The 20450-nt window shown below is 68.3% G+C and carries 23 protein-coding genes and 1 pseudogene; 20 read left to right on the top strand and 4 right to left on the bottom strand.

The genetic code is table 11. The features are described 5' to 3' along the window. The coding region (locus E1294_RS53550) for a hypothetical protein (protein WP_220448269.1) at positions 1-1216 on the top strand (1216 nt) is incomplete at its 5' end. A 336-nt stretch (positions 1217-1552) separates the two neighbouring features. Here the strand turns inward: E1294_RS53550 and E1294_RS43170 are convergent. Next, positions 1553-2959, bottom strand: a complete 1407-nt coding sequence (locus tag E1294_RS43170) for a coiled-coil domain-containing protein (RefSeq protein ID WP_132517103.1) — start codon at positions 2957-2959, stop codon at positions 1553-1555. 168 nt (positions 2960-3127) lie between these two features. Here E1294_RS43170 and E1294_RS43165 point away from each other — a divergent pair, with 168 nt between their 5' ends. From E1294_RS43165 to E1294_RS43130, 8 genes are all read left to right on the top strand, one after another. Then, positions 3128-3505, top strand: a complete 378-nt coding sequence (locus E1294_RS43165) for a hypothetical protein (protein WP_132517101.1) — start codon at positions 3128-3130, stop codon at positions 3503-3505. 2 nt (positions 3506-3507) lie between these two features. Beyond that, on the top strand, positions 3508-4299 hold the full coding sequence (locus E1294_RS43160) for a hypothetical protein (protein WP_132517099.1): 792 nt from the start codon (positions 3508-3510) through the stop codon (positions 4297-4299). 64 nt (positions 4300-4363) lie between these two features. Next, positions 4364-4657 carry a hypothetical protein gene (locus tag E1294_RS43155; RefSeq protein WP_132517097.1) on the top strand — a complete coding sequence of 98 codons (294 nt, stop codon included), beginning with the start codon at positions 4364-4366 and terminating at the stop codon, positions 4655-4657. Between the two features lie 222 nt (positions 4658-4879). Further along, on the top strand, positions 4880-5299 hold the full coding sequence (locus E1294_RS43150; RefSeq protein WP_132517095.1) for a PadR family transcriptional regulator: 420 nt from the start codon (positions 4880-4882) through the stop codon (positions 5297-5299). Further along, a complete protein-coding gene (locus E1294_RS43145; RefSeq protein ID WP_132517093.1) occupies positions 5296-5817 on the top strand; it encodes a hypothetical protein in 522 nt (173 codons plus the stop codon). Before E1294_RS43150 ends, E1294_RS43145 begins: the two co-directional genes overlap by 4 nt. 32 nt (positions 5818-5849) lie before the next feature. After that, positions 5850-7097 (top strand): hypothetical protein, encoded by a 1248-nt coding sequence (locus tag E1294_RS43140; protein WP_132517091.1) that lies wholly within the window; start codon positions 5850-5852, stop codon positions 7095-7097. Then, positions 7094-7411 (top strand): hypothetical protein, encoded by a 318-nt coding sequence (locus E1294_RS43135; protein WP_132517089.1) that lies wholly within the window; start codon positions 7094-7096, stop codon positions 7409-7411. The genes E1294_RS43140 and E1294_RS43135 overlap by 4 nt, the downstream gene beginning before the upstream one ends. Beyond that, positions 7408-8568 (top strand): tyrosine-type recombinase/integrase, encoded by a 1161-nt coding sequence (locus E1294_RS43130; RefSeq protein WP_132517087.1) that lies wholly within the window; start codon positions 7408-7410, stop codon positions 8566-8568. Before E1294_RS43135 ends, E1294_RS43130 begins: the two co-directional genes overlap by 4 nt. Before the next feature lie 315 nt (positions 8569-8883). On the opposite strand, the gene E1294_RS43125 is transcribed toward E1294_RS43130, so the two are convergent. Then, the gene (locus tag E1294_RS43125; protein ID WP_220448268.1) at positions 8884-10476 is read right to left on the bottom strand and encodes a reverse transcriptase/maturase family protein; all 1593 of its coding nucleotides are present in this window, start codon (positions 10474-10476) and stop codon (positions 8884-8886) included. A 197-nt stretch (positions 10477-10673) separates the two neighbouring features. On the opposite strand from E1294_RS43125, the gene E1294_RS43120 reads away from it, so the two are divergent. The 9 genes and pseudogenes from E1294_RS43120 to E1294_RS43085 all read left to right on the top strand — a co-directional run bounded on the left by E1294_RS43120 (position 10674) and on the right by E1294_RS43085 (position 17187). Further along, positions 10674-10994, top strand: a complete 321-nt coding sequence (locus tag E1294_RS43120; RefSeq protein ID WP_132517085.1) for a transposase — start codon at positions 10674-10676, stop codon at positions 10992-10994. Positions 10995-11130: 136 nt separating this feature from the next. After that, positions 11131-11283, top strand: a pseudogene (locus E1294_RS58515) (IS3 family transposase); the annotation flags it as partial. Positions 11284-11420: 137 nt separating this feature from the next. Then, entirely contained in the window at positions 11421-11705 is a 285-nt protein-coding gene (locus E1294_RS56635) for a hypothetical protein (protein ID WP_246083695.1), read from the top strand. Continuing rightward, complete coding sequence (locus tag E1294_RS56630) at positions 11702-12295, top strand: hypothetical protein (RefSeq protein ID WP_246083694.1); 594 nt, start codon at positions 11702-11704, stop codon at positions 12293-12295. The genes E1294_RS56635 and E1294_RS56630 overlap by 4 nt, the downstream gene beginning before the upstream one ends. Positions 12296-12814: 519 nt before the next feature. Next, on the top strand, positions 12815-14017 hold the full coding sequence (locus E1294_RS43105; RefSeq protein ID WP_132517079.1) for a hypothetical protein: 1203 nt from the start codon (positions 12815-12817) through the stop codon (positions 14015-14017). A 148-nt stretch (positions 14018-14165) separates the two neighbouring features. Further along, positions 14166-14513: a DUF4158 domain-containing protein gene (locus E1294_RS43100; protein WP_220448267.1), complete on the top strand. Its 348-nt coding sequence runs from the start codon at positions 14166-14168 to the stop codon at positions 14511-14513. A 110-nt stretch (positions 14514-14623) separates the two neighbouring features. Then, positions 14624-16381, top strand: coding sequence for a DUF4158 domain-containing protein (locus tag E1294_RS43095; RefSeq protein ID WP_132517077.1), 1758 nt, complete (start codon positions 14624-14626; stop codon positions 16379-16381). 38 nt (positions 16382-16419) lie between these two features. Beyond that, positions 16420-16956, top strand: coding sequence for a hypothetical protein (locus E1294_RS43090; protein WP_220448266.1), 537 nt, complete (start codon positions 16420-16422; stop codon positions 16954-16956). A gap of 42 nt (positions 16957-16998) precedes the next feature. Continuing rightward, positions 16999-17187 (top strand): hypothetical protein, encoded by a 189-nt coding sequence (locus tag E1294_RS43085; protein WP_132517073.1) that lies wholly within the window; start codon positions 16999-17001, stop codon positions 17185-17187. A 186-nt stretch (positions 17188-17373) separates the two neighbouring features. On the opposite strand, the gene E1294_RS43080 is transcribed toward E1294_RS43085, so the two are convergent. Continuing rightward, positions 17374-17931 carry an AAA family ATPase gene (locus E1294_RS43080; RefSeq protein ID WP_165977803.1) on the bottom strand — a complete coding sequence of 186 codons (558 nt, stop codon included), beginning with the start codon at positions 17929-17931 and terminating at the stop codon, positions 17374-17376. A gap of 227 nt (positions 17932-18158) precedes the next feature. Between E1294_RS43080 and E1294_RS43075 the strand changes: the two genes are divergently transcribed. Beyond that, entirely contained in the window at positions 18159-18809 is a 651-nt protein-coding gene (locus E1294_RS43075; RefSeq protein WP_132517069.1) for an HAD family hydrolase, read from the top strand. A gap of 222 nt (positions 18810-19031) precedes the next feature. After that, positions 19032-19322 (top strand): hypothetical protein, encoded by a 291-nt coding sequence (locus tag E1294_RS43070; protein ID WP_220448265.1) that lies wholly within the window; start codon positions 19032-19034, stop codon positions 19320-19322. 158 nt (positions 19323-19480) lie between these two features. On the opposite strand, the gene E1294_RS53545 is transcribed toward E1294_RS43070, so the two are convergent. Next, a partial coding sequence (locus E1294_RS53545) for a hypothetical protein (protein WP_220448264.1) occupies positions 19481-20450 on the bottom strand: 970 nt, incomplete at its 5' end.

The following is a 20450-nucleotide window of genomic DNA, read 5'->3' as shown; positions in this document are numbered from 1 at the left end:
CCTCGAGGCAGGCCGCCCCGACAAACCCCCCGCAGGCCGCATCGACCTGACCGTCTCCAGCCCGGCCGGCCAGCAGATCTACTGCGAGAAGATCGACATCGCCGTCCCGGCCAGTGCGCCGGAAGGCGGAGGCGCGTACTTCACCGAAAAACCGCAAGGTGAGGTCATCGGCGGCAACTGGAATCCTCTGTCGTTCCAGATGAAAACCGGGCAGGAACTCGGCCTCGCCGCTACCACGGATTACTTCCACGTCATCTTCGAGCCACCGCCCATACCTGATTCCGACCTCGTCAACGAGCCGTTGCAATTCCGCATCAGCGGCACACTCGCCGCCACCACCGGCAGCGGACTCACCTGCCTGGTCACCGAATATTCCGGCACGACCAGCGACACATACAGTCGCAAGGACCCGCTCGACCTGACCCTGCCCACAACCGAACCCGCCTTCTACCTGCACAACTTCCTGTCCACCGCCCCGGACAACCCGACCATCCCCAGGACGAAGTTCACCGCCGGTGATGCCGTCTGCTTCACCTGGGAGAGCAACGGCAGCCACTTTCAGCTCTACGACGGCGACGGCACGACCCTCTACGGAGGGTCTGACACCTTCTGCACCGTTCCGGAAGGCAAGGTCGTCAACGACACCACCTTTGCCTTGAAAGCGTCCGCGACTTCTGGAATCGACTCCCAGACGACCTACCAGTACGCCACCCTCACCATTACTATCAATAATCCGACCCTGACCCAGATAACCGCTACCAACGGCACCCGTACGCCGTGGATCCAGGGGGCGGCGGACGGAAAGCACGGCCGCGTCACCTTCTCCGACGCGGGGATGGAGATACTCGACAACGCGGGCAACCGGGGAACCGTGGCGGCCGACAAGGCCGACTTCAACGGCGTGAAAACCACATGGGTACAAGGACGAAGCGACAACGACGGCCGCATCACCTTCCCCACAGAAGGGCTGAACGTGAGAGGGGAAGGCGGCCGGGAGCAGGGGACGGTGTTCGCCGACAAGGCCAACCTGAACAGCGTGACCACAGGATGGGTCCAGGGAAAGAACACCAACGACGCATGGATCGACTTCGTGGACACCGGCCTGCGCGTATTTCTGGTGGAGAAGAATTTGGAGAGCAAATACCGCCTGGGATACATCGCCGTCCAAAAGGTCAACACCTACCCAACACACTACTACCGTACTCCGAGGTCATGAGGTCAATGCCGTTTGAGAGCAATTGGTCAGTGCTGGATCGTTGCGATGAGGCGTCGCCGTGAGGCGTCTATTCCACTGAGCCCTTTTCGTGCGCCCAGCAGAGCAGGAGGTGAAGCCGTGACGTAGCGGCTGATCTTGTTGTTCGTAAGCTCGTCGTCGCTTGCCGGTGGAAGTCCGGTCCGGGCAGCTGCCAGGAGGCCCGGTAGCAGGCTGGCGGTTTCGTCTAGAAACGGGCGGGGTCGAAGCCCAGCGTCAAAGGCCCTTTCAACGGCGGTCCCAGAATCACGTCATCAAGCGATCCAAGTCACAGGCAGCGCGCCGCGCCGTGTCGGGGTCTCATTGTGGCTCGCTACGCGGTCCCGGTACCCCGATCGTGGCGGCTGTGGCGACGATCGCGAGCAACGCGGCAGCCAGGGCACGGCTGGCGGAGTCGGCGTGGTCGTCATCGCCGACCGGCATCGGGGTGCCCTGAGAGCGGTAGTGCAGGACGGGCACGCCGTCTCGATGGCTGACCGCCTCGAAGGCGCCACCCTCAGGCAGCAGCACTCCCTGGCGATCCTCGCCAAGATCGATAAGCGGCGGCAGCGCCAGCCCGGTGGAGGCCTGGGCGGCGGCCAACTGGCCGCGCGCCTGCTGCAGGTCCCCGGTGACCACCTGAAGCCGGGTCTCGGCGGCCGCCACGACCGCCGCCGCGGCGGCGTCGGCCTCGGCCCGGGCCCGGAGCGCCTGGTCGGCTAGCTCACGCAGCCGGTCGCGGTCGTCAGCGAAGCGCTGCCGCTCGGTGGTGAGCTCGTGGCGCGCCTTGGCGAGCTCGGCGCGCAGGTCCTTAGCGGCTGTCTTGGCCTCCTGGAGCTGTTCCTGGCTGCTGGCCAGGCGCTGGCCGGTCTGCTCCAGCCGGTCGGTCAGGCGAAGGTCCTCGCTCTTGGCGTGGGCCAGTTCCTCCTTGCGCGTCTCTAGGAGGGCGGTGAGCTCGTCGATCCGGGCGGCGGCCTGGGCCAGTTGCTCGCGCAAGGTGCGGATCTGGTTGGCCTGGCTGGTGCGGACCTGCTCGGAGTGTTCGAGCTTGGCCTCGGCGGCGGCGGCGCGGCGTTCGGCGGCCGCGGCCCGCTCGCCGGTCTCGCGCTGCACTCGCTCGAGGTCGGCGCGGGCCCGGTCCTCGCGTTCTTCGGCCTGGCGCTGCGCCGCGACCGCGTCCCGGGTGGCGCGTTCGGCAGTGCGGCGGGCCTGCTCGGCGGTCTCGGCCTGCTCGCGGGCGGCCAGGGCGTCGGCGGCGGCCTCGGCGGCCTTGGTCTCGGCGGAGGCGATGCGCTGCAGCGCGCCCTGCTCGATCTGCTCGGTGCCGCGCTGGAAGCGCTCGGCCAGCTCCAGCAGGGTGTCGGCGAGCGGCCGCGCTTCGGTGAGCACGCCTTCGGTGCTGGCCACCGCGGCGGTCAGCGCCTCGCGCTCGGTGCGCTCCTTGTGCCGGTAGTAGGCGTTCTTGCACCGGTCGTCGCAGTACGCGCGCGGCTTCTTCCCCTTGGAGGCCGCCAAGGGCTTGCCGTCGTACAGGCAGCGGCCGTGCGGCGCGGGGTCGGTGCCTGGCCGGGGCAGCGCGTGCGGCCCGGCGCCGCCCGGCGTGCCCGATATGTCCGGGTCGGAGTCCGGATGCTCCCCCGCCACGGCGGGGGGCTCGGCGGCGGCGCGCGGCGCGGGTTCCGGCGCCTGGAGGGTGCTCTCGGTCGGCTTCGATCCTTGATCGCTCACAGGGGCAAGTTACCAAAAAGTTCTACGTGATGCTTTCTCGGAACGCATCGATGCGATGCTTTCAAGCGTCCGCTCGATCCGACAGTCGATAATCTCTGTTATCGACATGTAGACGATCTAGACATTCGATACGATCGGCCCGGCACCCCGACCGACAGGAGGCCCGGCATGGACCACGAGCCTGCGGACGCGCACGAGGCGGCGCTGCCCGAGCTACGCCGCCGCGATCCCGCACCTAACGTTGTCCTGGAGCCCCAGCTGGGCCTCGTCGCGGGGAACCGGCCGCGCTCCCCTGCCGATGACGGGCTCGCCGCCTCGATGCGCGACCGCCACACCGGACGGCCGCTCACCCGCGACGAACTCGAGGCCTTCCTGCGCACCCGGATGGCAGCCGCCGCCGGCGAGCGCCTGCCACTGCTGGAGACAGGCGAGGCCGAGGCCGTCGCCGCGCTGCTGGACAAGCTCGCCGCGTGCCACCGTGGCGAAAGCCTCGGACAGCTGGCCCGCGAGCTCGCGGTCCGCCTGTATGACCGGATGGGGCTGTAGCCATGGGCGCGCCCACCGGCCCGGACGCTCGCACCGCCACCGAACTCGCCCGGTTGCTGACCGCAGTCGGGCAGGTGCCGCCACCCCCGTACCTGCCGCTCGACGGCGGCCTGGCATTCCTGGATGAGGCCGCCCTCGGCTTCGTCATGCTCCACCGCGACGATACGGAACTGGTGGCGGCGCACCGCCGGTTCTCCACCGCCCGCCTCGCCTTGCACCGGGCACAGGTCGACCGGCAGGGGCAGGCGTTGCAGGAAACCGCCACCGCCGTCGCGCAGTTGGCCGACCTCTTGAGCGCGTTCGGGAACGAGCGCGTGATCAGGTGTACGAGACCGACCGTCGAGGGCGAGGAGTGCTCAGCCCCGCTGGACCCGGTTACCGGGCGATGCACGGCGTCCCGCACCACGTACGGCTTCTGGGATAACGTCTCAGGCGATCCTCGCCGCTTCAACGGCGAGGACACCATCGCCGCGACCGTCGCGCGCCGGGCCCGCGACGGCGCACCGGTCTGCCGGTGGATCGCGGACGACCCCGCCGCGCTCGCCTGGGCGGCCGACTCCTACGCCGCGGCGATCCGTGCCGCACTGCCGGCAGGGGTGGAGATGCACCCCGCACGGCCGGATCTGGACCCGCCGATCGGCGAGGAATTCGACGACCCAGCCCACCTTGACGAGTGCAGCTGGCCCGCGACCTACCCCCCGCACCCCCACCGGCAGACTGGATCTGCCGACCCTGCTGGGCCGCATCAGCCTCGGCCAACTCCTCGTTCGCACACCTCACCCCGGAGACCCTGATGACTAACCGCCGCCGTGGGACACCCAACACCGGTGACGCCCGTACCCTCCGCCCAGGGCAAGCATGAGCGGCCTGACCGCCACCGAGCGCGCTCAGTTCGCCGCAGTGCTGCAGACCATCAGGGCAGCCGGCTCCGGCCTGGAGGGATCGCGCGCAGCAGGCCGGGAACTCGCCGACAAGCTGCGCATCGTGCTCCCGGGTATCGACGAGGTGACGATGGGCCGCGTCCTGTCCAAGGCGGGCATCGAGATCGCCATGCGCCAGCAGGCGGGCGCCACCGCCGGAGACATCGCGGCGGCCTTCACCATGGCCGCGATCGACCTGGTGGCGCCCGAACTGGGCGAGGACACCCGATGATGGGCGCGGCCCCTGTCACGATCCACCCCGCGCGGCCTCGCTGTACGCGAGCAACGGTCCATCGAGCAAGAGGGCTGCAGGCGATGACCCCCCCTGCTGGTCGACGGTTCCCCGACGATCTGCCCGACCCGACCGGCAACCTTCCGGCCCGTGTCCCCGGACGCTCCGCCGGCCCGCGAGCCCCGCGATACCGGAGGATGACCAACGACCGAGAAGGAGATCATGGACGTCACCGCGCGCATCCTGACGGTCCTGCTGCAACTGCCGGAAGACCACCTCGGCCTGTCACCGCTGGACATCTGCGATCGAGCCGCACCGCTGGCAGGCACGATACATCCCCAGCTGGCCCGCCTGGAGGGGCTGGAATGGATCACCAGCGCCTGGGCAACGGGCACGCCGCCCGGCCGCCCCCGGCGACGGCTGTACCGGCTGACGCCATTCGGTCGCACCCGGGTACGGCAGGCCCTGGGCCACTACAACTCCGTGCCGGATGAGCCCTCTGCCGATCCTCCGGACACACGCCCGTCGCCGCCGACGAACGTCTTCAGACACGCACCACCACAGCAGGGGGTGTGCTCCAGATCAGATCACCGCTGGCCCGGATCAGCTTCGCCAGATCTTCCGCGAAGGAGAGATCGATGATGACCACCCGCGAGCGGGCTCCGCGCCGGGGCCGTCCCCTCCTGAGGTGGCTCAGCAACGGGCAGAAAGCCACCCTGGCACGCGGCGCGGCCGGTCAGGCCATGGAGTCAGCCCATCCGATCACCTTGCGCTGGCTGGAGGCCCGCCGGCTCATCCGGCGCCGGGGACCCGGCCCCTACGCCCCCTGGGTGATCACCACCGCCGGGCGGGCGGCCCACCAGTGGGGGCACTACACCCCGCTGCACGTGCGCGGCACCACCCGCATCCTGACGGTGGCCGAACTGGAGACCACCTACGTGGTGCTGACCGGGATGCTTCACCACGACCAGGCCCGCCGCGAGCCAGCCGACCGCGAACTGGAGCACTACCAGCAGCGGGTCGCCGGTCTGCTCGCCGACGGGCTCGGCCTGTCCGAGGCGGCTTTGCCCAACCGCTACGTCGCCCACATCGCGGCCGACACCCCGCTGGGGGGTTCCCCGGCAGCCGCGACCAGCAGCCAGACAGGCGATGGGCGATGACCGCTACCCCGCCCCACCCACACACCGACCCGATGAGCGCACGCCGAACCGCCGAACGCGCAGCCGAAGCGCTACTTGGCCGCCGAAGCGAGGCGACGGACCTGTCCCCCGGCTCCGCCGCCCTCGCCGGGGCTGGGCCCGACGCAGGCCAGCTGGCCACCATGCACAGCTTCAGCCGCCCCGTCACCGAGCCCCGGCCGGAGGAGAAGGCCTCGATGGACGACCAGCGCGTGGACGACCGCGACGATGAGGGGCGGAGCCGACGCGAGCGCACCGCGGCGCACCGACTCGCCGCCCGCCACGGCGACGCGGCTGCCCGCCGGGCGGCCGCGCGTGACGTCGGCTACGCCCTGCCCACCCTGGAGGCCGTGGAACGCGTCGCGCTCGCTCTGCAGCATCCGCCCGATCCGCACGGCCCGGAGGCGGCGCCCGGCGACGTCGACGACGCGCTCGCCCTGCTCGGCCACGCCCGGGCGATGCTCGACCACTATGAGCTGCACCTGCTGGACGCGGCCCGCGCCGCCGGCCGCGACTGGGCCACGATCGGTGTCCTGCTCTCCGGTCCAGAAAACATGCCCGGCGGCGACCAGGCCAGAGCCCGGCATGCGGAACTGCTGCGTGCCTTCCCCGGCCACCGGGCCGGTGCGGCCACCGCCGCGGTACCGGAGGACGCCTCGCCCTCCGCCGCCACGGACGGCGCCCTCGCCGGCCTGCGGGCCACGACTGTGCCGCTGCCCGTCCACGCCTGCGGCATCGCCCGGGGCGTCTGCCCCGAGCACGGCGCGACCCTCGCGCTCGAAGCGGACCTCACCCGTTGTCAGGAATGCGATGCCACCTGGCCGGGTGACCGGCTGAACCGGCCCTGCCCGGAGCCGATCACCCGAACCGAGGAGGCCCGATACCTCAGGCGCACCGGCATGTGCGCCGGCCACGCGGTGGCGCTTGCCGCGGTGTACGGAATCGAAACCGAGCCGCTTCGCCCAGGACCGTCCGCTCCCGACGCGGGTGCGTGGGACGACGGAGGCGAGGCCGCCCGCTACGTGCGCTCCCATTATCGGCTGCCCCCCGCCAAGCGCAACGCCCGCATCACCGTGCAGGGCCGGGTCGGCACCGTCCTTGGTTTCCGCGGCGGCTACCTGCGCACCCGCTTCGACGATGAGCCCGCCAGCCGCGTCCTGTGCCACCCGACCGCAGGCGTCACCTACGCGGGTCCCGGTGAACGGACGGGCCAGGCCCCCACCGCCGCCCCACCCGGCCGGAAGAACGGAACCAGCCGATGACCGCACGCTGGCCCCGGTTGACCCGGGCACACGCCATCGTTCTGCTGCTGCCGCGTCCGGCCGGACAACCGGAGCGGACCGTGCTCACCCTGACCGAGGGCTCCTTCAGCTACGGCACCCCGCAGGCCGTGCTGGACGGACAGACCAGACGCATCATCCTCACCCGAGCCGAACTCGCCGACGCTGAGATCCGGGTGCTGCCCGGCACCGGCGGCCGGCTCGCCCCCGGCTGCCGCGCGCGGCTGGACCAGCTGCTCGGCTACCTCAACGCATGGCTGGCCGACGAGCAGCAGGTCGCCGGGACTCCGCGATGAGCCTCTCCCCCGGCGCCACCAATCCGGCCCCGGCCGAGCCGGACACCGGCCGGCTTGCCACCATGCACAGCTTCGGCGTCCCCGCTCCCGACACCGCCTCCTGCCCGCGCGCGGACACGGCCGACGGGCAGGAGGCGGACCTGCCGTTCGCCGAGCTGATCCCCTTGGCCGCGCTGCCGATCCGGCTGCCCGCCCGGGGCAGCCCGCCACCGGCCCGCGATCCGCAAAGCCTGGCCGCGCTGCTACGCACGGCCGGCGCCGACACAGACATGCTGCGCGCCACCGGTGCCTGGCTGCTGGCCGACCGCCGCTCCGCCACCAACACCCAGGAGGCCTACATCAAGGACGCTTCCTGGTGGCTGTGGTGGGTCCAGGCCCGCGGTCTGGAGCTGACCGACGTCGACTTCATCGAGGCCGACACCTTCGCCGCAGCCATGCGGCACGCCGGCTACGCCGCCGAGACCCGCCGCCGTCGCCTGTCGGCGCTCAAGAGTTGGTACCGCTACCTGCGACGGGCCCGCCTCGTGAGCAACGACCCGTTCGACGGCATGGACCTGCCCAAACGGCAGCGGGACAAGAGCACCCGGTTTGTCACCGAGGCCGAGCTGAACCGGATGCTCACCCGCGCCGTCGAGGTGGAGAGCCCCCGGGTGCAGGCCATCCTCGCCGTGCTCAAGGGCACCGCCTGCCGCGTCAGCGAACTTACCGGCGCCCAACGTGCTGATCTGGGCCGCCGCGGCGAGCACCGCATCCTCACCCTGCCTGCCAAGGGCGGCCGCCGCCACGAGGTCGTCATCGCCGACCTCACCGGCGACCTGCTCGACGGCTACCTCGCCACGCGCGACGACCTATCTGGCCCGCTGTTTGTCACCAGCACCGGCGCGCCACTGCAGCGCACCTACGTGACACAACTCATCCAGCGCATCGCCAAGGCCGTCGGCGTCGACAAGCCCGAAGAGGTCACCGTGCACGGCGTCCGACACAGCGTCGCCACCGCCATGCTCGAGGCCGGCGAACCCATCGACGTCGTCCAGGCCCTGCTCGGCCACGCCGACCCGCGCACCACCCAAACCTACGCCCACCCTGACCATCTCGCTCGCAGCCCCGCCCACCGCGCCGACCACCGGCTGGCGATCGCTCTGGGCCGCGCTCGATAAGAGACCCACCGCAGAGGAATATGCCTGACCATGCTTGCCACCCCGCTGATGACCACCAGTCCGCCAGTGCAGCACTTCGCGAGGCACCTGCCATCCGACGCGTCCTCGCTCCTGTGGAGACAGGCCGGGCTGTTTCATGCACCGCTGGTGCACTGGTCGGATCCAGGATCGCTGTGGGTGTGCATACGATGTTTGAGGTTTGCCCGATTTGCTCAGCGTGCCTGCGCGGCCAGGGCCCGGCGGACAGCTCGGATGCCCTCCCGCACCGTGGCCAGGCGTCTTTCTCCGCCCGGTACACGTCGAGCACCTGCTCGATCACCTCGGGCGAATCGAATGCGCGTAGGTCCACGGCGGCTGTGCGGTACCCCTGCTGCGTCGCCGCTTGATAGTGATCGACGTAAGTCGCCGCCATCCACGCCAGCACGCGCGGCATCGCGACGATGGCGGCGTGGGTCCGGTAGTCCGGCGGCATTTTGCGACAGCGTTGCGGATGCCCTGCGGTGTCTGGACCTTGGCCTTGAATCTGGCGGCCATCTTCGACACCGAGGAGCGGTGCTTGCCCGCCAGGGTCTTGAGCATGGAGGTCTCCATGACCCAGCGCAGCCGGTGAAGCCGGTGGACGTCTCCGGCCAGCAGGTAGTACTGGACGATGCCCCGGTAGATGGCCCCGTAGGTGGCGACGATGGTGTGGTCGCTGCCGTCGGTCAGGGCCTTCTGCTTGGCGGGTTTGCCGTGTTGCAGGTAGGGGGCAGACTTGGCCTTGATCACGTCCGGCGGCACCCGCAGAGCGACCTGCCCGTTGACCGTCCTGCGACGGCGGGTGGTCTTGCGGCTGTTGTGCTGGACGATGATCTCGTAGCCGAGGAAGCGCGCCGCGCCGGTCCGGGCGTGGGTGATCAGCGTTTTGTCCTGGGAGAGTTCCAGCTTGAGTTCGTCGCGCAGGAAGGTCGCCAGGCGCTGTTTGATCTCCTCGGCTTCGGCCTTGGGCCCGGTGAACCCGAGCAGATGATCATCTGCGTATCGGCAGTAGCGCAACCTCCGATAGCCCGGATCGTCCGGGTCGGAGCTGGGCAGGCTGACCATGTGTCGCCGTAGCGCGCGGGCCTGCGCCCGGTCGCCGCGGCGGCGGGCTTTGGCCAGCCGGTTCTGCAGATCGAGGTAGGCAGGGTTGCGCGCCCTGCGGTTCCCGCGGGTGTACTCCGGAATCAGAACCGTCTCGACAAACTGGTCGAGTTTATGCAGGTAGATCGAGGACAGGATCGGCGAGGCAACCCCGCCTTGGGGAGCCCCGGACAGGGTGGCGCCCCAGTTCCAATCCTCCAGGTATCCGGCCGTGAGCATGTTGCGCACCAGCCGCAGGAACCGGTTGTCGTGGATCTTCTCCGACCGGATCTTGATCATCAGGTCGTGATCTAAGGATCCGAAGCAGTCGGTGATGTCCGCCTCGATGAACCAGGCCGTCGCGGTCCAGGTGTTGGCGATCTCCCGCAGCGCGGTATGACAGCCTCTCCCCGGCCGGAACCCGTGGGACCGGTCGGAGAACGTCGGCTCGTAATACGCCTCCAACAGCAGCCGCACCACCTCCCCGACGAGTTTGTCCGACCAGGTCGGCAGTCCCAGCGGGCGCGTCTTCCCGCTCGATTTGGGGATGTGCACCCGCCGCACCGGGCGAAACCGATAGCGCTCGTGGCGCATGGCCTCGATGATCCGGCCGATCTTCGCCTGGGACATGCCGTCCACGGTCTCCTGTGTGACCCCGGGTGTCATCGCGCCGTGGTTAGCGTAGATGCGTCCGTAGGCCAGCAGATACAACTGCGGGTTGAACAGTTGCCGATACAGCTCGTTCACCGGCAGGCCACGCCTGCCGCGCTCACGCAGGACACCCAGCACCGTTGCGGCGCTCTGCATTACGCATACCTCCCGACCCTGAGGTGTCCCATCACCTGACCCCCTTCGCCCTGCGGGCGGCTTTCCCGCCCTCCTTGGCCGGTCGTGACTCCGGCGACTACTACGGGGCCTCCGTCGCCGTGGGGCTCGCGCCCGGTAGGCGATCCTGAGCTGCCCCGGGTTGGTTGGAGGCTCCCAAGACTGGAAGGCTGGGAGTCGTGCCCGCACCGAGGAAGTACCCCCAAGAGCTGCGCGATCGCGCCGTCAAGATGGTGTTCGACCTGCGTGAGGAGACCGGAGGCAAGACCGGGGCGATTGCCCGGGTGGCCGACCGGCTCGGTGTGCATCGCGAGGCGCTGCGCTCATGGGTACGGCAGGCGGACGTAGATGAGGGAAAGCGTCCGGGCACCACGTCGAGCGACGCGCAGTGGATCGCCGAATTGGAGCGGGAGAATCGTGAGCTGCGCCGGGCAAACGAGATTCTGAAGGTGGCGTCCGCGTTTTTCGCCCGGGAACTCGACCCGAGACTGCCGCGCTGATCGAGATCGTTGACCTGTATCGGGATCGGTTCGGAGTGGAACCGATCGCGCGGTCCTGGATTTTGCCCCGTCTAGCTATCACGAAGCCAAGCGACGCGAACGTGAACCGTCGGCTCGGGCGTGCCGTGATGAGGAGTTGAAAGTCGAGATCATGCGTGTGTGGGGAAATCCGGGCAGAAAGGTGTACGGGGCGCGCAAGGTCTGGCGTGAACTGAATCGTCAGGGAATCGAGGTGGCGCGGTGCACAGTCGAGCGGTTGATGCGTGAATTAGGTATCGAGGGTGCGTGCGCGCGCCGTAAGCGGCCCCGCACGACGCTGCCGGCTGGTGGGGAGCGGCCCGCTGACCTGCTGGAGCGGGACTTCGATGCGCTGGCGCCGAACCGTTGCTGGGTGGCCGACCTGACGTACGTGCCGACCGCGTCGGGATGGGTGTACACGGCATTCGTGATGGATTTGTATTCGCGGATCGATGCGCTGTTGCGCTGGTCGCCGATCTGCTCGCCCTGGCCGCGCAGTCCGCACGGATCATCAAACGCCTTCCCAAGACAGTGCAACTGGACCTCGCACAGCAGGTCAACGCCTCCGTCGCCCTGGACGACCTGGACGTCTTCACCAAAAGGGTCCGTCAAATCGCCGCGATCCGCACGGTCAGCGTCCCGGCCCAGCGTCAGGCTCAGCGGCGGCCGCAGCGCGAGAAGACGACAGCGTGATGAGCCAGGACCCGCCCGAGGAGGCTCTCGACGACGGCGAGGAAGCCCTGCAGGCGGATATCGACGAGTTCGTCACCCTCGATCGCAAAGGCCCTTGGAAGCTCGCCCTTCTGGTCGCCAGGCGAGTCACGCCCGGCGAGGGCACCGGCGTGAGAATCGACTACCAGCCCCGCAGCGGCCTGAACGCCTTCCGGCGCATCAGCGCCGGAGAGTTCGCCCGCCGGGCCAGCACTGCCCCCAGGCGCGTCATAGCCCTGTTGGATGCGTGGAACCGGCTCGCCGCCGACGGCGCCGTCCCGCACGCCGCCGCCCTACGCCCGGACACCAACATCGAGCCTCCTGATACCGGAAAGTATCCCTTTTACGGCACAAACGGCTACTACCGCAGTTGGGAGGCCACGGGCCTGTCGACCGAGCGGCGTGATGCGGTCGAGAAAGAAGCAGAAAAGAGCGGGACCCGGCCGTCGGCTATCACCTATGTCATGACACATCCCACAGCAGTCAAGACTGCTCTGCTGGCCGATGAGGCGACCCGAAGGGCGGCGCGGGAGGCCCTGAAGGAGTTCGTTATCTTGAGTGACTTTAAGTAGTCAGGCGTGAGGCGAGTGGGGCCGCTCCATGACCCGTCCCAGCCGCTCTCTTCGGCGGCCTGACGGCGCTCCACTAGCCGCCGCTCCGCGCTGACCACGGCCTCCTCCAGTCGCGAGGTGACCAGCGCCAGCAGCCACGGTCGCCCGCTCGTGTGGCCGACTCCTGCCGAACCGCCCGTGCCTCGGACGCGTGTCGTGCGAAGGAGCCGTCCTCGACGCTGCCGCCAGCAGCCGGTCCACGAGCCGGCTCCAGGCGTTCGGGGAGCGGCCGGTGGCGCGTGGTCCCGATGCTTGTCAAGACACTGAGCCGTTGCCGGATCAACCTGTTATGGCTTCCTTGAGTGCTCTTGTCACGCTCTAATACCGGCGTTTGGATCAAGGGGTGATCCTCTGTGGTGCGTCACAAGCGGCGGGTTTCGGGTCCCTCACCCGTGTCGCCGCCTGTCCTACCCAGCCCGGTCCTCTCGTAGTAGGCAGATCATCGGCCTGCGCCGCCCTCCAAGAGAAGGAGTCGTGACCATGACCATGCTGACCTACACCATCCTCACCGACCCGGCGCCCCTGGAGGCGTCGTCGGCCGGGCGGCAGTCCAAGTCCACGGGGACGGTGTACCTGCTCATCACCAACACCGGACAAAAGACGGCATACTCCAAGATCACGGTGACGGTCCCCGTAGGCAACGGCGCCGACCACCTCACCCCGGACATCACCACGATCAAGCCCAAAGGCGAGTACACAAACATCAAGTCGGGCAGCACCCGTTCGCTGACCGTCCAGCCGCAGGGCGTCGCCATCCACATCACCGACCCGGGCGGTAGCCGAATCAGTTTCAGCCCCGGCGACTACCTGGTGCTGACGCTGGAGAACGTCACCATCGCCCCCACGCCCGGGCTGGCCGTGCTAAGGGTGACCGAGGACGCCAGCAGAACCAAGACCGGGAACCTGCGCCCCAGCAACACGCCGGTGGCGCTGGTGAAGACCGCTCCAAAGGAGATTCCGACGCCGCGCGACTTCCACCCGGACAAGGTCATGGTGAACGCCGGCGATACCATCACGCTGAGCTGGGAGGGGCCCGCCGGCTTCACCTACGAAATCCAGTACCCGGGCGGGCGAACGCCCGTCTCCGGGGGCACCTGGTCACCGCCCGCCCCGAACCGGGCCACCACCTACACCCTCATCGCCACCGACCCCACCACCCAGCAGCAACACTTCCTCACCACCACCGTCCAGGTGAGCAACCCCATCCTGGAAACCCTCACCGCCACCATCGGAATCGACACACCCCGGGTCCACGGGCACACGACCAGCGGGGGCATTACGTTCACCGGCACAGGGGTGGAGATCTCCAACAACTCCAGCGTGAAGGGGACCGTGACGGCCGACGCGGCCTACTTCAACGGCGTGACCACCCCTTGGGTAGAAGGACCGAACAGCGGCGACGGAGCCGTCAGCTTCCCCCAGGGCGGCCTGACGGTATGGCGCACAGGCGGCACCCAGGACAAGGGAACCGTGTTCGCCGACAAGGCCAACCTCAACAGCGTGACCACAGGATGGGTCCAGGGAAAGAACACCAACGACGCATGGATCGACTTCGTGAAGACTGGCCTGCGCGTATTTCTGGCGGAGAAGAATTGGGAGAGGAAATACCGCCTGGGATACATCGCCGTCGAAAAGGTCAACACCTACCCATCCTCACACTACTTTCGTACTCCGAGGTCATGAGTCAATGCCGTTTGGGGGTGGGAAAGTGAATACGCCAGAAAGGGGCCGCGGTCGGGCGTAACCGCTGGTCGGGGGAGGTCTGTATCCGTGGCCGTGAACACGGTTAAGGTGTTCTCGTCCAAGTAGTTGATCTTGCTGGGGTGTCGGGTTGGCGTCGATCGATCGCACGGCTTACCCGCGGTTCAAGCGCGGGGTGTCGGTGCGGGAGCTCGCCGAAGCGTTCACGCCCACATCCGATGAGATCACGTGGGCATATGGCAAGACACAGAGCGAACAGCACTTGCTCGCCCTGTTGGTCCGGCTGAAGTGCTATCAGCGGCTGGGGTATTTCGCGAAACTCACCGACGTTCCGGCTGCGGTGGTCGATCACGTGCGCGGCGTGCTGGAGTTGCCGGACGCGGTCGTCGCGGAGACCGATGCGGATCGCACGGCCAAGCGGCACCGGCAGTTCGTGCGTGAGGGGGTCTTGGGACTATCAGCCGGAATTGAACGATAAGCATCCCGCCGCAGGACAGGGGGTTGCGGGCCGAAGCGTCGCGGACTAGTTGATCTCGGTTTAGGCGTACCGGCTGGTAGAGGGTCATTGATCTCATATTGTCGCGGTGCATGTCGTATCAGTACCTGTCTGAGGAGCAGAGGGACCGCTATCGGCGGTTCTTGACCGATCCGTCGCCGAAGGATCTGGAGCGGTTCTTCTACCTGGACGCGGACGCGTTGGTGGAGGTGGCGAAGAAGCGCGGTCCGCACAACCGGCTCGGCTGGGGTCTGCAGTGGGGGACGGCGCGGATGCTCGGCACGTTCCTGGCCGATCCTGGCGATGTCCCGCATGTGGTGGTCGACTACGTCGCCGAGCAACTCGGGGTGGCGGACCCTTCGTGTATCAAGCACTACGCGGAGAGGCTGTCGACCCAGCATGAGCACGCGCGGGAGATCCGCGAGCTGGCTGGGTTGCGGGAGTTCGCGGAGGCGGAGACGGAGCTGCGGGTGTTCGTGGCGTCGCGGGCGGCGCAGACGCGCGATTCGCGGCGGGAGTTGTTCGACCGAGCGGTGGTGTGGCTGATCGAGAACCGGGTGCTGCTGCCGGGGATCACGACGCTGGCGCCGCTGGTCACGAACGTGCGGGCGGAGCAGCTGGCTGCGGTCAACGAGCACCTGGTGGAGCAGACGCCGGTGGAGATGCGGCGGGAACTGCTGGCGACCCTGGTCGTACCGGTCGGCGAGAAGGTGTCGCCGTTGGAGTGGATGCGCACGGCAGTGGCGTTGTTGTCCGGGACCGGGATGAAGGAGGCGTTGAACCGGTCGGTGGCGGTGTGGGCGTCCGGCGCAGCGTCGCGGGCGGCGCGAAAGCGTGACCACGTGATGGACGAGACGATCGGCAACGTGACCGGCAGCGTGACCGGCGGGGACCCGCCCGAGCAGGCCCTCGAGAGCGAGGGCGACGACGGCGAGGATGCCCTCGGCGCGGACATCGCCCAGTTCGCCACCTTGGAGCGCAAAGGTCCGTGGCTGCTGGCCTATCTGGTCGCCCGGCGGGTCGCGCCCGATATGGGTCGCGGTGTCACGATCGAACAGCAGTCCAAATGTTTCGGCCGAAACATTTACCGGCGCATCAGCGCCCGGGAGTTCGCCCGACGGGCCGGCACCAGCGCCAAGCGGGTCATGGCCCTTTGGGAGGCATGGAACCGCCTGGCCGCCGACGGCGTCGTCCCGCCCGCCCTCGACCTGCACCCGGGCGCGGACGTTGAGCTCCCCGATGAGAAGCAGTATCCGTTCTATGGCAAGAACGGCTACTACCGCAGCTGGGAGGCCAGGCCCATCTCGGCCGAGCGGCGCGAGGCGATCGAGCGGGAGGCGGCCAAGGCCGGGACTCGCCCCTCGGCCATCAGCTACGTCATCGGCCACCCGACGGCGGTCAAGACCGCCCTGCTGGCCGATGAGGCGACCCGGGCGGCGGCGCGAGAGGCCCTGGAGGAGTTCAAGGCCCGCCAGGCCGCCGCCGATGCGGCCGACCGCGCCGCGGCCGCCGAGGTCACCAGGCAGCGGCAGAGCGAGTACGACGGCGCCCGGCGCGCCGAACGGGAGGCCTTCGCCGCCCAGGCCCGCGCGGCCGGTGACGGGTCCGAGGCCGATGCGTCCATGGACGTCTTCCATGCCATGGCCGAAATCCGTATGGCCGCCTCGCGGGCGCTGTCGCTGCTGCACAAGCAGCAGATCCGCTTCACCGCCGACCGCGCCCAGGCCATCGCCGAGCTCTGCGACGGCGCCGAGGCGGCCATCACCGCCGTCCGCGATCTGGCCACCGGCTCCGCTCTGGACGACGCCGCGCTGGCGAAGTTCCTGGACGAGAACGGCAAGCTGCTGTGAGCCCACGGCAGTCATCACGGCGCGGCGCGATGGGCTGGATGCAGGCCGAGACCGACGTCGCGGATGTGATGATCTGGCTGCGCAGCAATCACGGGCGCGAGGTCAGCTATGCCGACATCGCCGCCGGAGTCGGGATCCCCGACGGTCGCCGGCTACGGCGGGCTGTCGGGGTCGTCCGCGTGATCGCGGCCAATCGGGGCGATCGTCTGGAGCGGTTCATGCCGTCGACCGACCCCGCCCGGCGCGGCTCTGGCCGGCGCCGGGTCTTTGTCACCCGCTACATGCGCAACGGACACGGCGATGAGTTCAGCGCCCGCGACGCGATGGCCGCCGCGCGAGCCGCGATGACGTCGGTGAAGGACATGCACCGCGCCACCACGTTCGAGGCCGACAACCCGCACTCGATCGCGCGCAAGGAGTTCGAAACGATGGCCCAAGCCGCTGACGAGTGCATCACGAAAGTCGCCGGCCTCGACACGGTCGGCCCGCAGGTGGTCCGGCAGGAGAACACCAGCCTGCTGGCACAGATGATCGCCGACCTGGAAGCCCGGCTCACCGAGCCGGCAGCAGGCTGACCAGGCCCATCGCCCGTCAACGACCAGCCAGGAGGCCCCATCATGACCTCGATCGAACGCACCCTCGCCAAGGCCCTCACGGAGATCGTCATCAGACTCGACCTCAGCGACGACGACGCCATCACGCCCGCGGCCACGATGCAGGTGATCGAGCCGGTGGCCGTCCTGCTGCAAGAGCTGTCCGGGCAGGACAGGCAAGCCCTCGCCGACCCTACCCTGAGCGGCAGCTGACCGCCTGGGAAGCGCCCGAAACCCTGGGACTCGTGGCCTGAGGGCATCACTGCTCAAAGCGTCCACGAGGAAGATCAGCAGCTGGTTCGGAGAACGCTTGCGTTCACAGTCCCGGACGTTCCGCCTCGCGCGCATCAGTCCGCCGGGCTGAGCACCGCGGCTTTCAGAGGCTTTCCATGGGCCGCCCTACCCTGGCGCATCGGCGGGCGATTGCGCGGCCGTGACGGTGTCGAGAACATGGTGCACCAGCGAGGGCAGCTCTCGTCGCATGTCCAGCTCTATCAGAGGCCATGCCACGTTCCGTTTGTCGGTTTCGGCCTCGTGCCACCATCGGGCGACCCACTCCTCGGGAACGTTTTTGCGACGTGCTTGGTTGCGCTCCACCACGGTGGAGCGAGGTGCCCAGCAATAGAAGTCCAGGAACGTCACGCCATCGGCTTGGGCATCCCGGCGCAGCTGGTCGATCGCCCCGGCTTCTTCGCTGGTGATGATCAAGCCAGCGACGATGACACTACGGCGGCACTGCAGATAGTTCCTGGCCACTGTCGTCACATTGCGATACACCAAGGCCTTGTCAGGCTCTCCTGGCACGGTCTGCCAGCTGAACATATCGGTGTCGACGACCGCCAGACCGTCATCAACCTTGCTCTGGAGCGCTCGGGCCAAGGTCGTCTTACCGGCGCCAGCCGGGCCTCTCAAGATGATCAGGAACGTCGTGTCTGCCCACTCCCGACCTGCTCCCACGTCTTTCCTCCGGTCGCTCCTGCTATGGCAATCATTGCCTGTCGCGTAACACGAACTCATCCCACCACGTCAACGGCTCTAGAAACGGGGGCCTGCAGCGTGACGAGAGCGTCGGAATCGGTCGTCGGGCACCAGACGCATCAGGAAGCCTGCCTACTTACCTGACGCGCACCGGCCATCGGATCATGCAGCTGACACGGACGACCACTCCTTCCTAACCTGTCCAGATGATCACTGCGATTGAACTCGTCATCTTCGACTGCGACGGCGTGCTCGTCGACAGCGAACACATAACCGTCCGCGCTCATGTCGCCGTGGGCGCTGAGCTGGGCTGGCCGCTGACCGAAGCCGAGGTGATCCAAAAGTTCATCGGCCGGTCGCCCGTGTTCGCCCGTGAACAAATCACTTCCCGAGTAGGGCCGAGCCGGGCCGCGCTCTGGTGGGAGAGATTCGAGCGACTCCACCGCGCGGCCGTCGATGCCGAACTCACCCAGGTTGACGGCATCCTCGAAGTCCTCGACAACCTCACGCTGCCCAGCTGCGTCGCCTCGGGCGGCAGCCACGACACGATGCGCCACACCCTGGGCCACACCGGAATCTACCCATACTTCGAAGGCCGCATCTTCAGCGCAAGCGAGGTCGCCCGCGGCAAACCGGCCCCCGACCTGTTCCTGCACGCTGCCAAGCAGATGGGCGTCCACCCCTCGGCCTGCATCGTCGTCGAGGACAGCCAATACGGGATCCAAGCAGCCCGCGCAGCCGGCATGCGCGCCCTTGGCTACGCCGGCGGACTCACACCGGCGCAATGGCTCGAAGGACCGAACACCACGGTCTTCGACGACATGCGCGAACTCCCGAGACTCCTTGCAGAAGCCTGACCGACCAGGACTCCAACTTGGCCTACGTGAAAGAAAGGATCATCTTCCTCTGACCTGCTGGAAGGGCCCTACAACCCTAGATAACGTCGGGGGTCCCGCCACGGTCACATCTGCGACCGGCACGGCAACCCGGGTGACCGGCGTTGGCCGAACTGCGCGAACGGACTCGTCAGCGTCGTGGATGGTGGTCGACGATGAGGACCTCGAGTTGCATGTCGAGGTGTGCGCGGCCTGGCGGGGCTGCGCGGGGCGGGCCGGGCGTTCAACACCGAGAAGACCTACGCGGGCCGGATCGCCTTGTACTTGTCGTACTGCCGAGGTCATGGGCTGGACTGGGCCGGCCCGAGCCTTCCGCAGCTGATGGCGATGATGCGCTGGCTGGTGGACGAGCCGATGCCGTCGCGATCACGCAAACCGGGCGCTCCGGTGCGGTATCGCAGCGAGGGCACCGCGAACGCGATCATGGGGACGGTGGGCGAGTTCCTGTCGTTCCCCGTCAAGTCTGCGTGTTGAACTTTTGCCGCTGTCTCGCCGACGTCCTGATGCTCAGGGGTGCAAGCTGGACTGGAGCCGCGGGCTGCTGGGCCGGACGAAGAGCGAAGAGGACGGCCCCGGCGTGAGCGTGGGCCTCCAGCGTCGTGTTCCGGGATGGCAGCATGCGGCGGGAAGGCTCAGAGGCTGTCTCTCAGTGTCGGTAGTTGCGAGGCTCCACCAGCGGTGTCGGCGGTGGCGAGGTGATCGTGCAGGGCCGCGTGGCGGAACTGGTAAACGGGGCCGACGGCACGCAGTAGTCCTAGGCGGTGGGCGTCGTCGAGGAAGTCCATGACCCGCCAGGGAAGCCGGCGTTGGAGGGCTAGCCGGGCCACCGCGATGGTGCAGACCAGCCACACATGATGGTTGCCCATCACGAACCCGGCCGTCAGGCCAACCGCGAGCCCGATCACGAGCCCGTACTTGGGCACGCCGTCGAGTTCGATGAACCCGAACGTGAGCACGACCGTAAGCCCGACCGCGATCCCGGGCACGATCATGCGCAGAAGGGTGAGCGTTCTGTCGGCTCGCCAACTGGAGCGGGGTGTGCTGGTTGATTCGAGCGTAGGCTGTTCCGCCCAGGTGATGAGCCAGGGTGCCAGGGTGATCCCGAGCCAGATGACGGGTCCGAGCACGACCACGAATGCAGCCGTCATCGCGGTCCCGGCCGCTCCGGCCTCAGGCCCGGCCGCGAGTCTGCCCACGATCAAGACCGCGAGCCCGGCCCCGAGCCCGACCCCGAGCCCGAGCCCCGCCACGAGCCTGACCACGAGGGCGGCTATGTTGAAGCGGACAGAACGGAATGTTCGTCCGCGCAGGCGCAGGTTTGCATAGCCGGGTTTTTCGTTAACCCAAGATGTGGCGCGCACGAGCCCGAACACCAATCCGGTTATGAGCCCGGGCCAGGTCCAGCTGATGAAGACGATGACGACCCAGAATGTGAGTTCTCTGGCTCCGGTCATGGGTATGAGCCCGGGCGGCATTCCGACCGCCAGCCCGGTCGTGAGCCCGACTGCTGGTCGGATGTGGGGTGTGGTGCGGGCGATGTGCCACCAGGTGATGTCGCGGGTGGTGGCCGGGGGGAAGGCCCGGGCCAGGTAGGTCAGGTAG

It is taken from the genome of Nonomuraea diastatica (genome assembly GCF_004349015.1).
Taxonomy (GTDB): domain Bacteria; phylum Actinomycetota; class Actinomycetes; order Streptosporangiales; family Streptosporangiaceae; genus Nonomuraea; species Nonomuraea diastatica.
Note: the sequence above shows the minus strand (reverse complement) of the source record. Positions and strands in the feature narration are given on the sequence as shown.